14 protein-coding genes are annotated in these 14,139 nt (G+C 74.0%); 7 read left to right on the top strand and 7 right to left on the bottom strand.

Annotation, left to right across the window (positions count from 1 at the left end; translation table 11 throughout):
* Positions 1 to 111: 111 nt before the first annotated feature.
* Together ACIBAI_RS14610 and ACIBAI_RS14615 are read right to left on the bottom strand one after the other, a co-directional pair.
* A complete protein-coding gene (locus ACIBAI_RS14610; protein WP_399034139.1) occupies positions 112 to 327 on the bottom strand; it encodes a DUF397 domain-containing protein in 216 nt (71 codons plus the stop codon).
* Positions 324 to 1,259, bottom strand: coding sequence for a helix-turn-helix domain-containing protein (locus ACIBAI_RS14615; protein WP_399034421.1), 936 nt, complete (start codon positions 1,257 to 1,259; stop codon positions 324 to 326). The genes ACIBAI_RS14610 and ACIBAI_RS14615 overlap by 4 nt, the downstream gene beginning before the upstream one ends.
* Before the next feature lie 148 nt (positions 1,260 to 1,407).
* On the opposite strand from ACIBAI_RS14615, the gene ACIBAI_RS14620 reads away from it, so the two are divergent.
* Positions 1,408 to 1,920, top strand: a complete 513-nt coding sequence (locus tag ACIBAI_RS14620; RefSeq protein WP_399034141.1) for an ATP-binding protein — start codon at positions 1,408 to 1,410, stop codon at positions 1,918 to 1,920.
* Between the two features lie 329 nt (positions 1,921 to 2,249).
* Here ACIBAI_RS14620 and ACIBAI_RS14625 read toward each other — a convergent pair whose 3' ends face one another.
* Entirely contained in the window at positions 2,250 to 3,080 is an 831-nt protein-coding gene (locus ACIBAI_RS14625; RefSeq protein ID WP_399034142.1) for a VOC family protein, read from the bottom strand.
* 296 nt (positions 3,081 to 3,376) lie between these two features.
* Here ACIBAI_RS14625 and ACIBAI_RS14630 point away from each other — a divergent pair, with 296 nt between their 5' ends.
* A complete protein-coding gene (locus ACIBAI_RS14630) occupies positions 3,377 to 4,228 on the top strand; it encodes a sulfurtransferase (protein ID WP_399034143.1) in 852 nt (283 codons plus the stop codon).
* Between the two features lie 160 nt (positions 4,229 to 4,388).
* Here the strand turns inward: ACIBAI_RS14630 and sepH are convergent, their stop codons facing one another.
* Positions 4,389 to 5,420, bottom strand: coding sequence for a septation protein SepH (gene sepH, locus ACIBAI_RS14635; RefSeq protein ID WP_344602450.1), 1,032 nt, complete (start codon positions 5,418 to 5,420; stop codon positions 4,389 to 4,391).
* A gap of 499 nt (positions 5,421 to 5,919) precedes the next feature.
* On the opposite strand from sepH, the gene ACIBAI_RS14640 reads away from it, so the two are divergent.
* Entirely contained in the window at positions 5,920 to 6,747 is an 828-nt protein-coding gene (locus tag ACIBAI_RS14640; protein ID WP_399034145.1) for a hypothetical protein, read from the top strand.
* Here ACIBAI_RS14640 and ACIBAI_RS14645 read toward each other — a convergent pair.
* Both ACIBAI_RS14645 and ACIBAI_RS14650 read right to left on the bottom strand, forming a co-directional pair.
* The gene (locus ACIBAI_RS14645; RefSeq protein WP_399034147.1) at positions 6,671 to 7,990 is read right to left on the bottom strand and encodes a D-arabinono-1,4-lactone oxidase; all 1,320 of its coding nucleotides are present in this window, start codon (positions 7,988 to 7,990) and stop codon (positions 6,671 to 6,673) included. The two genes, ACIBAI_RS14640 and ACIBAI_RS14645, sit on opposite strands and share 77 nt — an antisense overlap.
* Entirely contained in the window at positions 7,950 to 9,188 is a 1,239-nt protein-coding gene (locus ACIBAI_RS14650) for an MFS transporter (protein WP_399034149.1), read from the bottom strand. Before ACIBAI_RS14650 ends, ACIBAI_RS14645 begins: the two co-directional genes overlap by 41 nt.
* A 221-nt stretch (positions 9,189 to 9,409) precedes the next feature.
* Between ACIBAI_RS14650 and ACIBAI_RS14655 the strand changes: the two genes are divergently transcribed.
* The gene (locus ACIBAI_RS14655) at positions 9,410 to 10,537 is read left to right on the top strand and encodes a ferrochelatase (protein ID WP_399034151.1); all 1,128 of its coding nucleotides are present in this window, start codon (positions 9,410 to 9,412) and stop codon (positions 10,535 to 10,537) included.
* 8 nt (positions 10,538 to 10,545) lie between these two features.
* Complete coding sequence (locus ACIBAI_RS14660; RefSeq protein ID WP_399034154.1) at positions 10,546 to 11,361, top strand: inositol monophosphatase family protein; 816 nt, start codon at positions 10,546 to 10,548, stop codon at positions 11,359 to 11,361.
* Positions 11,362 to 11,514: 153 nt separating this feature from the next.
* On the opposite strand, the gene ACIBAI_RS14665 is transcribed toward ACIBAI_RS14660, so the two are convergent.
* Positions 11,515 to 11,688 carry a hypothetical protein gene (locus ACIBAI_RS14665; RefSeq protein WP_399034156.1) on the bottom strand — a complete coding sequence of 58 codons (174 nt, stop codon included), beginning with the start codon at positions 11,686 to 11,688 and terminating at the stop codon, positions 11,515 to 11,517.
* A 420-nt stretch (positions 11,689 to 12,108) separates the two neighbouring features.
* Here ACIBAI_RS14665 and ACIBAI_RS14670 point away from each other — a divergent pair, with 420 nt between their 5' ends.
* Both ACIBAI_RS14670 and ACIBAI_RS14675 read left to right on the top strand, forming a co-directional pair.
* Complete coding sequence (locus tag ACIBAI_RS14670) at positions 12,109 to 12,762, top strand: response regulator transcription factor (protein ID WP_004982445.1); 654 nt, start codon at positions 12,109 to 12,111, stop codon at positions 12,760 to 12,762.
* A gap of 6 nt (positions 12,763 to 12,768) precedes the next feature.
* Entirely contained in the window at positions 12,769 to 14,004 is a 1,236-nt protein-coding gene (locus ACIBAI_RS14675; protein ID WP_399034158.1) for a sensor histidine kinase, read from the top strand.
* Positions 14,005 to 14,139 lie beyond the last annotated feature (135 nt).

Raw genomic sequence — 14,139 nt, forward strand, 5'->3', positions numbered from 1 at the left:
GGGGGGCCCCGGGCGCCGGGGGGGGGCGGGGGGCGGGCGCCCCGCCGGCCGGGCGGGGGGCCCCCCCCCCCCGGCCCGGGGGCGGGGGGGCCCCCCGCGACCGTACGAGCGTCAGACGCACCGCTCCGACGAGGCCAGCCCGACGAACCCCGCCCACGCCGCACGCGACACCGTGACGACGGGCCCGGCGACGGCCTTGGAGTCACGGAGGTGTACGACTGCCGTACCGGGTGCGACCTCCACACAATCGCCGCCCTCGGCTCCGCTGTAACTGCTCTTGAACCAGGCGAGGCCGGACGCGGCGGTCGAGGACTCGGCGTTGTTCATAGTGACCTCAGCACCCCTTCGATGAACTCCAGTGACTCTCGCGAGGTGAGAGCCTGTGATCGGATGATTCCATAGCGAGCGGCAGTGAGAGTCGTCTGTTCCGGGTCCGTCTGGAGAGCGCTGGTTCCCTGGGCCTCGGCGTACACGAACCTCTTGCCGTCCTTGCGCGTGACGATCGTGAACGGCCCGTCCACGCCCGCACTCTCCTCACAGGAGAGAGGCATGATCTGGATGACGACGTTCGGTTTCCGGCCGACCAGGAGCAGGTGCTCCAACTGCCCGCGCAACACGTCCCTTCCGCCGTACGGACGCCGCAACACCGACTCGTCCATCACGAAGCTCAGCAATGGCGCGGGCCAGCGGTCGAAGATGTCCTGCCGAATCAGCCGTGCCGCCACCCGCTGCTCGATGGTCTCCGGGTCCAGGACCGGACGCCGCATCCTCAGCAGCGCTCTCATGTACTCCTCGGTCTGAAGCAGGCCCTTGACCACGAGGGTGTCGTACGAGAGCAGCTCGACGGCCTCCTTCTCCAGAGCCGCCATCCCCTGGAAGAACACCGGATACTGGGCCCGCTCCACCTGCTCCTTCCACAGGCACAGCAACCCGCCCGCCCCCAGCACCTCGTCGGCCCGCTCGATCGTCCTCGGCGACGGAATCCGCCGCCCCTGCTCGAACGACGCGATCGTGGACGCCGAGTACCCGAGCCGCCGCCCGAACTCCTCGCGCTCCAGCCCCTCCCGCAGCCGCAGCGTCTTCATGGTCTGCCCGAACGCGACGACGACCCCTTTTCCCGCCTCGTCCGCCGGCCGCCGCCCGGCTCCGTCGCCATGGTCCCAGCCGTCCCCGAGGCTCACGAACGCTCCCGCCCAGCCGTCGCCGCGCTCCCCGGGAACCGCCTCGGCCCCCGCCACCGCGTCCTCGCGCTCCGCCATGATCCACCGCCTCTCCTCGTTCAACGCCCCCGCGAGGGACGCCGTCACGGCACGCGGCTCGTACTCGTGCGGACGGTGCGCGTACAACCGCTCCCTGTCACCGCGTCACCGATGGTGACGCTGCGCGACCGACGGGAGTGTGAGGGGCATGACGACGAAACCCGCCGATCCCGTCGGCACCACCCGGCCCGCCGCCCCCAGCGCCCCCTCGAAGGCACCCTCGCCACCGGACCTCACCTTCGAGATGCGCTTCACCTCCACGCCCCGCGGAGCCCGCCTCGCCCGCCGCCTCGCCGCCGTCCGCCTGGACGCGGGGGGCGTCCCGTACGGCACCGACCCGCACGACGCGATCGTGCTGATCGTCGCCGAGCTCACCTCGAACGCCGTGCGCCACGGTCACGTCCCCGGCCGGGATTTCCTCCTCCGCCTGCACGCCGCCCCCGACGGTCGCACCGTACGCGTCGAGGTCACCGACACCCGCGCCGAACGCCACCCCCGCCGCCCCGCCGTACCGGAGGACGCGGCCGGTCCCGAGGAGGCCGGCCGCGGGCTGCTCCTCGTGTCGCGGCTCGCGGCCCGCTGGGACTGGCACCCGTGCCCGGACGGTCCCGGCAAGACCGTCTGGGCGGAGTACGCGTTCCCGGCACGGTCCCGGCGGTGAACCCGCCCGGACCGCCCGGCGCGGACCGGACGGGCGCGGAGCGCACGGCGCGTGCCAGGTGACCGGCTGGCGATCTGACGCGTCCACAAGTCGCCTGCCCATGAGGAAGGCGACAGCCAGGGCCACCGGTCCTTCCGCACGGCAGGAGCCGCGCCGACCTCTGCGGTCCCCCTCGCCGACAGGCATCCCGGCGGCCCCGCTGCCCCGGCGCCTGCCGGTGCTCCCCCTTCCGCCGGCGCGCCCCGGGGCTGGGAGGGCGGTGAGGCCGGGACGCCCCGCCGAGGCAGCGAGCGAGCCACCCGGGCCACGGTCGAAGGGACCGGCCGGTTTCACCCTCCCGGGCGATCCGCGGGGCCGGCCTCGGGACGCTGCAGCAGCGAGAACCGCGCCCCCTCCGGGTCCGCCACCGGGACCACCCGCCCGCGGGCGCCGTCCCGGAGCGGCCCGAGGACGTGGCCGCCCAGGTGGACGAGGCGTGCCACGGCGTCGTCCGCGTCGGTCACCTCGAAGTACGTCATCCAGTGCGGACCCCGGTCGCGGGGCAGGGCGTCGCCCACGCCGCGGATCCCGGCGACGGGGCGGCCGTCCAGGTGGAGGGTCACGTAGTCGGGATCGGCGCGGACCACCGGCTCCTGCTCGAAGCCGAACACCGTCCGGTAGAACTTGGCGACGCTCTCGGCCTCGAAGGTCAGCAGCTCGTTCCAGGCGGGGGCGCCGGGCACGCCCGTGGCGGACGGGCCGAGGCGGGGCGCCGCCCACCGGATGCCGAAGACCGCGCCGGCCGGGTCCGAGCAGATCGCCAGACGCCCCGCGCCGGGGATGTCCAGCGGGCCCACCCCGATCGTGCCGCCGCACAGCCGTGCCCTCCCGGCGGTCACGTCCACCTCGGCCGAGGCGAAGTAGGGCGTCCAGGCGATCGGCGGGCGCCGGCCCGGGGGCAGGCGGCCGAGGCCGGCCACCTCATGACCGTCGAGCAGGGCCCGCAGGTAGGGGCCGAGCCGCTGGGGGCCCGCCCGGAACTCCCAGCCGAACAGCGCCCCGTAGAACTCCTGGGCCGCGGCCGGTCCGCGCACCGTCAGGCTCACCCAGCAGGGCGTGCCGGGCGCGTGCCGGGCCTGCTGCTCGCCGTCCGGGCGGACCGGCCCCCGTGCGTCGGTCATGGTCACTCTCTCCTCGGCCTCTCAGCGGTGGCCGTGTCGCTTCCGCTCCGCGCGCCCCCGTGCCGATGCTCGTGCCGGCCGTGGCGCGGCGGGCCTCCGGCGCGCCCCGCGGGACGGGCCCCGCTCGGGGGATGCCTGCCGCGGGGTTCCGGGCCCGTCTCCGCGCCATGGCCGGCGGATGCCGGTCGGCTGTACGGTGTGTGCCCGGTCCCGTACTCACGGTGACCGGAGTCGCCCGGCGGGCAGAGTAGCCGGAGACGGACGAGTCGGCCACCCCGTGCGCGAGGATGGTGGCCATGAACGCCATCATCTCCGCATCCGAACTCGCGAGCGCTCTGGCGGGCGGCAACCCGCCCGTCCTGCTCGACGTCCGCTGGCAGTTGAGCGTCCCCAAGGCGGCCGGGGAGCCGTCGTTCGACGGCCGCGCCGCGTACGGGGCCGGGCACATCCCCGGGGCGGTCTTCGTCGACCTGGACCGGGAACTGGCCTCCCCGCCCGGCGCGGGCGGACGGCATCCGCTGCCCGACGTCGCCGAGTTCGGCGCCGCGATGCGCCGGGCGGGCGTGTCGTCCGGGAGGCCGGTGGTCGTGTACGACGGCGGGCAGGGCTGGGCGGCGGCCCGCGCCTGGTGGCTGCTGCGCTGGACGGGCCACCCGGACGTGAGGGTTCTCGACGGCGGGTTGACGGCCTGGGAGGGGCCCCTGGAGACGTCGGTGCCGACGCCCGCCGAGGGGGACTTCGAGCCGGCGCCGGGGGCCACCGGGCTGCTGGACGCCGACGGGGCGGCGGCGCTGGCGCGGTCCGGGGTGCTGCTCGACGCGCGCGCGGGGGAGCGGTACCGGGGCGAGGTGGAGCCGATCGACCCGGTCGGGGGCCACATCCCGGGTGCCGTCTCCGCGCCGACGACCGACAACGTGGGGGCGGACGGGCGGTTCCGGCCCGCGGAGGAACTCCGCGCGCGTTTCCGGGAACTGGGGGTGTCCGGCGGCACGGAGGTCGGCGTGTACTGCGGGTCGGGCGTCTCCGCGGCGCACGAGGTGCTGGCGCTGGCCGTGGCGGGCCTTCCGGCCGCGCTGTACGTGGGCTCGTGGTCGGAGTGGTCGGCGGACCCGTCGCGACCGGTCGCGGTGGGGCCCGATCCGCGGTAGCCGGTGCCGCGTACGGCGTGGTGCGCGGGCCGGCATCCGGACCACGGCGGGCGGCGCCGCGCGCGACGCGGGCCGGCCCCGGTCCGCGGGAGCGGGCGCCGCGCAGGACGGCGTGGGGGCCCGTACCCGACGGCGCGGGCCCTCGTCCTCGTACGGTCCTCTACTCCTGCTTCTTGCGGCGCGTCCCGAAGACGATCTCGTCCCAGCTCGGGACGGCCGCCCGGCGGCCCGGGCGGACGCCGTCGGCCTCGGCCTGGCGGTCGGTGGCGCCGACGAGCCGGTCGCGGTGGCTGCCGACGGAGCGCGGCATGAGCACGTCGGCGTAGGCGGCACCGGCCGAGGCGGCGGGCGCCGGGGGCTCCTCCTCCACGGCCTCCTCGTCGGGCTCCTCCACGGACTCCGGGGAGCGCTCGGGGACCACCAGATCGCCCCGGAAGTTCGGCACCGCCTCCAGCAGGCTGGTCAGCGAGTCCCGTTCGTCCGTGCTCTCCTCGGCCGGCTCGGGGCTCTGCGCCGGCAGGGTCGGCCGCTCCCGGTCGTGGGACCGGTCCAGCGTCCGCTCGCGCGGCAGCCGGGCGATGCGCGGCACGAACGGAAAGCTGGGCTCCGGCGCGGCGAGGTCGTCGGACTCGCCGATCAGCGCGCGCGCCTCGTCGTCGACGGCCTGGACCAGCCGCCGGGGCGGGTCGTACGTCCAGCTCGCCGAGTGCGGTTCGCCCGCGACGCGGTAGACCAGCAGGACTTCCCAGGTGCCGTCGTCGCGGCGCCAGGAGTCCCACTGGACGGTGTCCTTCTCGGCGCCGCGCAGCAGCAGCCGCTCCTGGACGGCCTCGCCGAGCGGCGGGCCGGAGTTCTCGCCGGGGCGGCGGACCGGGGTCTTGCGGGCCCGCTCGGCCATGAAGGCGCGCTCGGCCAGCACGGGGCCCTCGAAACGGCGTACGCGATCGACGGGGATGCCGGCCATCTGGGCGACTTCCTCCGCCGTCGCGCCCGCACGTATCCGTGCCTGGATGTCACGGGGGCGGAGATGGCTCTCCACCTCGATCTCGATCTGGCCGAGGCGGGGACGGTCGCCGCGTACGGCGGCGCGGAGGCGTTCGTCGATCGGAAGCGTGTACTCCGTTGAGTCCGCAGCCTTCAGCACCAGCCGTGTGCCGTCATTCGAGACGGCCACGACACGCAGTTCGGGCATGGGGACCTCCCGGGTGGTGCCTGCCGACGTCACGTGCGTCGCTGCTTCCGCTAGTCGAGTGTGGCCTGCCCGGGTGCAGCCTGCCACAACCTTGCCGAGTTGCCCGGCGTGTCGGGCGCGGGCCCTGGATCGCCGTTATGGCACGGTTACCTGTTCGCCACGCTAAGTGACCAACTCCGTCACCCTGTGCACCTAGCCCCCTTCCGGCGGTCCGTTCGGGTCCTGCGCACCCTGACGGGAGACCGGACCCAGGGCTCGCAACAGTACTCCATTCGGGCCACGTGCGTGGATTGGCACGCCGCCCGACTTCCGGCAAGGGGGGCGACTTGGCCGCCGTGGCGCGAACTCCTCGATCTCCGCCGTGGTGAATTTCACGCAATCACCAGAAACGGAACTAATGGTTTCGTTTGTACGTCCCTTTCTTGCACAGTTGACTGATCGCGTCATCGATCAAGTCGAAATGACCGATCAGGTACGGGAAGGCGGGCAAGGTCCAGGGATGCGTGAAAGACCCGATGTCGTCGACGGGACGAGCGGTCCGCGGGAGGCGGAGAGGAAGCGGATCGACCTGAGCGTGCCGCAGGTGGCGGGCAGCGCCCTGGCGGCGGTGGTGGCCGCCGGACTCGCCTCCTGCTTCGGCGTCTACGGCACGATCCTCGGAGCCGGCGTGGTCAGCGCGATCGCCACCTGCGGCGGCACGCTCTTCCAGCACCTCCTCGGACGCACCGGCGAGCAGTTCCGGGACGCCGCCGCGGCCCCCGGACGGCCCGGGACGCAGGCGCCGCCCGCGCCGGGCGAGTTCACCGAGGGGACCGTCCACCGCGCCCGGACCGGTGGCCGGAAACGGCCGGTGCTCGCCGTGCTCCTGGTCTTCGGCGTCACGATGACCGCGATCACCGCGTACGAACTGGCGTCGGGCCGCAGCCTCGACGGCGGGCGGAGCACGACCGTCGGCGGCGTGCTCTCCGGTCCCGGAGCGTCCCCCTCGCGTTCCGGGGAGCCGGGAGGCTCCGACGGCTCCGGCGATCCCGCCGGCTCCGCGTCCCCCGCGGATCCGGACGCCGATGACGAGGCGCCGACGGCCACCCCGTCCGGCACCCCGTCCGGGACCGGCGGCACCGCCCCGCCGGACGGTGCCTCCCCGGGCGGCGGCACCGCGTCGAGCCCGGCGCCGAGCCCCACCGGAAGCCGGGACGCGGGCGGCGACTCCGGCGGCGGCACCGCGTCGAGCCCGGCCCCGAGCGCGCCGGCTACGGCCCCAGAACCCTCCGCAGATAGTCGTTCTGGAACCGCCGGTCCGGGTCGAGACGGTCCCGCAGCGCCGTGAACTCGCCGAAGCGGGGGTACACCCGGGAGAGGTACGCGGCGTCCCGGGTGTGCACCTTGCCCCAGTGCGGCCGTCCCCCGTGCGCGGTGAAGATGCGCTCGGCGGCGGTGAAGTACGCCCGGTAGGGCGTGCCCCTGAACATGTGGACGGCGATGTACGCGCTGTCCCGGCCCGAGGCCGTGGAGAGCGGGATGTCGTCGGCCGGGGCGGTGCGCACCTCGACGGGGAAGCCGATCCGCAGGGACGAGCGGTCGACCAGCGCCTTCAGCTCCCGCACCGCGCCGACCAGGGCCTCGCGCGGAACGGCGTACTCCATCTCCACGAAGCGCACCCGGCGGGGCGAGGTGAAGACCTTGTAGGGGATGTCGGTGTAGGTCCGCGCGGACAGGGCCCTGCTGGAGACCCGCGCGATCGCGGGCACCGCGGCGGGCACCGCGCGGCCCACCCGGCTGACCACCTCGAAGGCGCCGTTGGAGAGGAACTCGTCCTCGAACCAGGCCCTGGCCCGCCCCAGCGGCCGCTCGGGGCCCGCACTGCGGTTGTTGCGTTTGGTGTTGGTGTTGCCGGTGTGGGGGAACCAGTAGAACTCGAAGTGCTCGTTCTCGGCCCACAGGGCGTCGAAGTCGGCGAGGACCCGCTCCAGCGGCATCGGCTCCTCGCGGGCCGTGAGCAGGAAGACCGGCTCCACGGCGAAGGTGATCGCGCTGACCACGCCCAGGGCGCCCAGGCCGATGCGGGCGGCCGCGAAGACCTCCGGGTTCTCCCTCGGGGAGCAGGTGAGCACGGAGCCGTCCGCCGTGACCAGCTCCAGGGCCCTGATCTGGGCGGCGATCGAGCCGGACTCGCGGCCCGTGCCGTGCGTGCCGGTACTGGTGGCCCCGGAGACCGTCTGCTCCATGATGTCGCCCATGTTCGTCAGCGACAGGCCCTCGCGCGCGAGGGCCCTGTTGAGCCGCTTGAGCGGGGTTCCGGCCTCGACCGTGACCGTCATGGCCGCCCGGTCGATGCCGCGTATGCCGGTCAGCAGGTGGGGGCGTATCAGCACTCCGTCGGTGGCGGCCACGGACGTGAAGGAGTGCCCGGTGCCGACGGCCTTCACCCTCAGCCCGTCCTCGGCGGCCCTGCGCACGGCCTCGGCCAGTTCGTCGACGGAGGCGGGAGCGACCTCCCGCGCGGGACGCGCGCGGACATTGCCGCCCCAGTTACGCCACGTGCCGTTCGTCCCGCTCGCCGTGCTGCTCAACGGTGCCTCCCCGACCCGGAGCCGGCCGCTTGAGCCGGCGGTACCCGAGGAAACCGACCACGACCGCGACGCCCCCGGCCACCGCCGGGACCCCGTACCCGGCGCGCGCCCCGGCCGCGTCGATCACCCAGCCGGCCGCGGAGGAGCCGACCGCGACCCCGACCGCGAGCCCGGTGCTCACCCAGGTCATGCCCTCGGTCAGCTGCGCGCGTGGTACGTGCTCTTCGATGAGGGACATCGTCGTGATCATCGTGGGAGCGATCGACAGGCCCGCGACGAAGAGTGCCACGGCCAGAAACGGCAGGTTCCCGACCAGTAGGAGGGGGATCATACTCACGCCCATCGCGCAGACGCCCAGCAACCAGCGGTACTCGGGCGCTCCCGTGAAACGCAGCAGCCCGAACACGGCCCCCGCCACGCAGGAACCGGCCGCGTACACCGCCAGGACGACGCTCGCGGCGCCCTTGTGGCCCCGCTCGTCGGCGAAGGCGACGGTGACCACGTCGACCGCCCCGAAGATCGCCCCGGTCGCCACGAAGGTGGTCACCAGCACCTGCAGGCCCCGGGAGCGCAGCGCCGAACCGCCGCCGTGCCGCTCACGCGGGTGGGGTTCGGGCTCGGTGGCGCGCTGCGCGGTCAGCCAGAAGACGCCGGCCGCCAGGAAGCAGGCGGCCAGCAGCGGCCCGGCCTCCGGGAACCAGGCCGTGGACAGGCCGATGGAGATGATCGGCCCGAAGATGAAGCAGATCTCGTCGACGACGGACTCGAAGGAGTACGCCGTGTGCAGCTGCGGGGTGCCCCGGTACAGGGCCGCCCAGCGCGCCCGGATCATCGCGCCGACGCTCGGCACGCAGCCGACGCCGACGCAGCACACGAACAGGAGCCAGTCCGGCCAGCCGTAGTGCGCGGTGAGCAGGAGTCCGGCCGCGGCGACGAGCGAGACGAGCGTCGCCGGGCGCAGCACCCGCCGCTGCCCGTACTGGTCCACCAGGCGCGAGATCTGCGGGCCGGCCACCGCGGCGGCGAGCGCGATGGTCGCCGACAGGGCGCCGGCGAGGCCGTAGCGGCCGGTCAGCTGGGAGACCATCGTCACCACGCCGATGCCCATCATCGACAGCGGCATACGGCCGAGGAAGCCCGCGGCGGAGAAGGCCTTGGAGCCGGGAGCGGCGAACAGGGCGCGGTAGGGGCTGGGCACGGGCTTCTCCGGCGGGTCCGGTACGGCGCGGTCAAAGGGCTCCCGGCCGGCGTGCTGGAACCGGGCCGGGGCAGGGTGCGGCAACAAGCTGAGTAAGGCGTGAACCCAGCCGATACAGATTACCGGTTAGGTAACCCTAATGCACTCCCGGTCCGGGGCCGGAGGCGGGGCACGGCACCCGCCGTTTCCCGGCTGTCCGCGCCGGGTGGCAGGATCGAGCCATGCCAGACGTGCTCCATGCCACCCCCTACGACGCCCTGCTCCTGCTCTCGTTCGGCGGCCCCGAAGGTCCGGACGACGTGGTCCCGTTCTTGGAGAACGTGACCCGCGGGCGCGGCATCCCCAAGGAACGCCTGAAGGAAGTCGGCCGGCACTACTTCCTGTTCGGCGGGGTCAGCCCGATCAACGACCAGAACCGCGCCCTGCTGGACGCCCTGCGCAAGGACTTCGCCGACCACGGCCTGGACCTGCCGGTCTACTGGGGCAACCGCAACTGGGCCCCGTACCTGACGGACACCCTGCGCGACATGGTCCGCGACGGGCGCCGCCGCATCCTCGTCCTCGCCACCAGCGCCTACGCCTCCTACTCGGGCTGCCGCCAGTACCGCGAGAACCTCGCCGACGCGCTCGCCGCCCTGGAGGCGGAGGGCCTGGAGGCGCCCAGGATCGACAAGCTGCGGCACTACTTCAACCACCCGGGCTTCGTCGAGCCCATGATCGACGGGGTGATCCGGTCCCTCGCCGACCTTCCCGAGGAGGTCCGGGACGGCGCGCACATCGCGTTCACGACCCACTCGATCCCGAACTCCGCCGCGGACACCTCCGGCCCCGTCGAGCAGCACGGCGACGGCGGCGCCTACGTCAGGCAGCACCTGGACGTCGCGCGGCTGATCGCCGACGCCGTCCGCGAGCGCACCGGCGTCGACCACCCCTGGCAGCTCGTCTACCAGTCCCGCTCCGGCGCCCCGCACATCCCGTGGCTGGAGCCCGACATCTGCGACCACCTGGAGGAGCGGCACGCGGCCGGCGTCCCGGCCGTCGTCATGGCCCCGATCGGCTTCGTCTCCGACCACATGGAGGTCCTGTACGACCTCGACACGGAGGCCACGGCCAAGGCCGAGGAGCTGGGGCTGCCGGTGCGCCGCTCGGCCACCGTCGGCGCCGACCCGCGGTTCGCCGCCGCGGTCCGCGAGCTCGTCCTGGAGCGGGCCGCCGCCGAGCGCGGGGAGCGCGTCACGCCGTGCGCCCTGGGCACGCTCGGCGCCAGCCACGACGTCTGCCCGGTGGGCTGCTGCCCGGCCCGCGCCCCGCGCCCCGCCGCCGCGGGCGCCGACAGCCCCTACGCGTGAGGAGCCCCGTGACCGACCCCCTGCACGAGGAACTGCTCGGGCTCGCCCGGGAGGCCGCCCGCCGCGCGGGCGAGCTGCTGCGGGACGGCCGCCCGGCCGACCTGGCGGTCGCCGCCACCAAGTCCAGCCCGATCGACGTGGTCACCGAGATGGACATCGCGGCGGAGAAACTGATCACCGGCCTGATCGCGGACCGCCGTCCGGACGACGGCTTCCTCGGCGAGGAGGGCGCCGCCACCGAGGGCACCAGCGGGATCCGCTGGGTGATCGATCCGCTCGACGGCACGGTGAACTACCTCTACGGCCTGCCGACCTGGGCCGTCTCCATCGCCGCCGAGCGGGACGGGGAGACGGTCGTCGGCGTGGTCGCGGCCCCGATGCGCGGCGAGACCTACCACGCGGTCCGGGGCGGGGGAGCCTGGGCGACCGGCGCCTGGGACGGCGAGCGGCGGCTCGCCTGCCGCCCCGCGCCGCCGCTGGACCAGGCCCTGGTCTCCACCGGCTTCAACTACGTCGCCGAGGTCCGCGCCCACCAGGCCGAGGTCGCGCGGAGGATGATCCCGCTGCTGCGCGACATCCGGCGCGGCGGCTCGGCCGCGGTCGACCTGTGCGACCTCGCCGCGGGCCGCCTCGACGGGTACTACGAGCGCGGACTGAACGCCTGGGACTTCGCCGCGGGCGACCTCATCGCCCGGGAGGCGGGCGCGCTGACCGGCGGACGCCCCGGAGAGCGCCCGTCGCGGGATCTGACGGTCGCGGGCACACCGGGCGTCTTCGAGCCCCTCCAGCGGCTCCTGGAGGACTTCGGCGCCTGGCACGACTGACGGCGCCGCCGCGTCGGCCCGCGTGCCCGCGCGAGGGCCGCGACGAGGAGCGGGCCGGTGGCCGCGAGGGGCCGACGGCGCGTGGAGGCGGCCGCCCCCGACGGGACGGGGCCCCGGCGGTGGATCCGCCGGGGCCCCGTCCCGTCGGGCCGATCAGACGCCGGACGCGCCGACCTCCACACCGTGCTCGGCGGCGAGGCGGCGCAGGTCGTCGAGCTCGGCCAGCTCCACTTCGACGAGGAAGTCGTCGCCCTCGTCACGAGCCCGCGACAGGTCGGACTCGGTCGCCCTTATGCGCTGCAGAAGTCCTGCGGTGAAAGCGTCCATGCTGCGCCCCCTCGTCCTGGGTCGTGGGTCGGTGGCACGGGGTGTGCCGGTTCGGGAGGGGCGATCACGTCTCCGGTGGGCGCCCGGCGCGCCGCTCCGCCGGGCGGCGGCGGTGCCGGACATCCACGCCCGCCCTGCGGAAAGCGGAGTGCTGTGCACCGCGCGGTGGTGCGGTACATGCAGAGCGTGATCGCGGGGTGTAAACCCGTCCTCCCCCTGCTCCCTCCCGCGGAAACCTCGGCCGCCCGAGAATTTCCTCCGCCGCCGGTTCCCGGGTCCGTCCGGCCCGGCCCCCTCCCCCCGCCTTACAGCCGACTTACGGACGAAAAGTGCAGGATGGAGGCAACACACCCACGGACACCCCGCCCGCGCGCGGCCCCACACGCCGCCGTGCGGGCGGACACAGGAAGGACAAGCGACGTGCGCGTACTCGTCGTCGAGGACGAGCAACTGCTCGCCGATGCGGTGGCCACCGGACTGCGCCGGGAGGCCATGGCCGTCGACGTCGTGTACGACGGTGCGGCCGCCCTGGAGCGCATCGGCGTCAACGACTACGACGTGGTCGTCCTCGACCGCGACCTCCCGCTCGTGCACGGCGACGACGTCTGCCGCAGGATCGTCGAGCTCGGCATGCCCACGCGCGTGCTGATGCTCACCGCCTCCGGCGACGTCAGCGACCGGGTGGAGGGCCTGGAGATCGGCGCCGACGACTATCTGCCCAAGCCCTTCGCGTTCAGCGAGCTCATCGCCCGCGTGCGCGCCCTCGGGCGGCGTACGAGCGTGCCCTTGCCGCCCGTCCTGGAGCGCGCCGGGATCAAGCTCGACCCCAACCGCCGCGAGGTCTTCCGCGACGGCAGGGAGGTCCAGCTCGCGCCCAAGGAGTTCGCGGTCCTCGAAGTGCTCATGCGCAGCGAGGGCGCGGTCGTCTCCGCGGAGCAGCTCCTGGAGAAGGCCTGGGACGAGAACACCGACCCGTTCACCAACGTGGTGCGGGTCACCGTCATGACCCTGCGCCGCAAGCTGGGCGAGCCGCCCGTCATCGTCACCGTCCCCGGCTCCGGCTACCGGATCTGATCCCCCGTGGCCACGACACCCGCGCCCCCTCAGGCGCCCCCCAAGCCCACCTGGGACCCCCGCAGGCCGGTGCAGCCCTTCCCCTGGCTGCGGCCGACCATCCGGATACGGCTCACGCTGCTGTACGGCGGCATGTTCCTGATCGCCGGCATCCTGCTGCTGTCGATCATCTACCTGCTCGCCGCGAGCGCCCTGAACGTGGGCAGCGACCTGCCCTTCAAGATCCTCTCCGGTCAGGTGTCCAGCAAGACCTGCAACCTGGGCCCCTCCCCGCTGCCCGCGGACGAGCTCAACGAGGCGCTGGGCGCCTGTGTGAACGAACAGCGCCAGCACGCGCTGGACACCCTGCTCAGCCGCTCCCTGCTGGCCCTCCTCGGCCTCGCCGTCATCGCCTTCGCCTTCGGCTACGCGATGGCCGGCCGGGTCCTGTCGCCGCTGGGCCGGATCACCCGCACCGCGCGCGCGGTGGCCGGCTCCGACCTGTCCCGCCGCATCGAGCTGGACGGCCCGGACGACGAGTTGAAGGAGCTCGCGGACACCTTCGACGACATGCTGGAGCGGCTGCAGCGCGCCTTCACCGCCCAGCAGCGCTTCGTCGGCAACGCCTCGCACGAGCTGCGCACCCCGCTCGCGATCAACCGCACGCTCCTCGAGGTCCATCTGTCCGATCCCGGCGCCCCGGTGGAACTGCAGCAGCTCGGCAAGACGCTGCTGGCCACCAACGAACGCAGCGAGCAGCTCGTCGAGGGCCTGCTGCTGCTCGCCCGCAGCGACAACCAGATCGTCGAGCGCAAGCCGGTCGACCTCGCCGAGGTCGCCTCGCAGGCCATCGACCAGGTGCGGGCCGAGGCGGAGGCCAAGGGCGTGGAGATCCGCGGCGAGCGGCAGCCCGTGGTCGTCCAGGGCAACGGCGTGCTGCTGGAGCGGATCGCCCTGAACCTCGTGCAGAACGCCGTGCGCTACAACGTCCCCGAGGGCGGCTGGGTCGAGGTCACCACCGAGGCGCAGCACGGCCGGGCGGTCCTGGTCGTCTCCAACACCGGCCCGGTCGTGCCGGCGTACGAGGTCGACAACATCTTCGAGCCGTTCCGGCGGCTGCGCACGGAGCGCACGGGCAGCGACAAGGGCGTCGGCCTGGGCCTGTCCATCGTCCGCTCCGTGGCCCGGGCGCACGGCGGGCACATCTACGCCCAGCCGCGCGAGGGAGGCGGGCTCGTGATGCGAGTCACGCTGCCCATCTGAGATCATTCCGTCGATCGTCCCGCCGACTTCCACCGATGTTCGCTTTGCGCGGAATTTTCGGAAGGGTGCGCCGACGCTCGCATGTGTGATCGATCACAACGGCGCTTTTCCGGTCGTCTACTCTCCGTGGTCGCG

This window comes from Streptomyces sp. NPDC051041, assembly GCF_044456065.1.
GTDB lineage: Bacteria > Actinomycetota > Actinomycetes > Streptomycetales > Streptomycetaceae > Streptomyces > Streptomyces glaucus.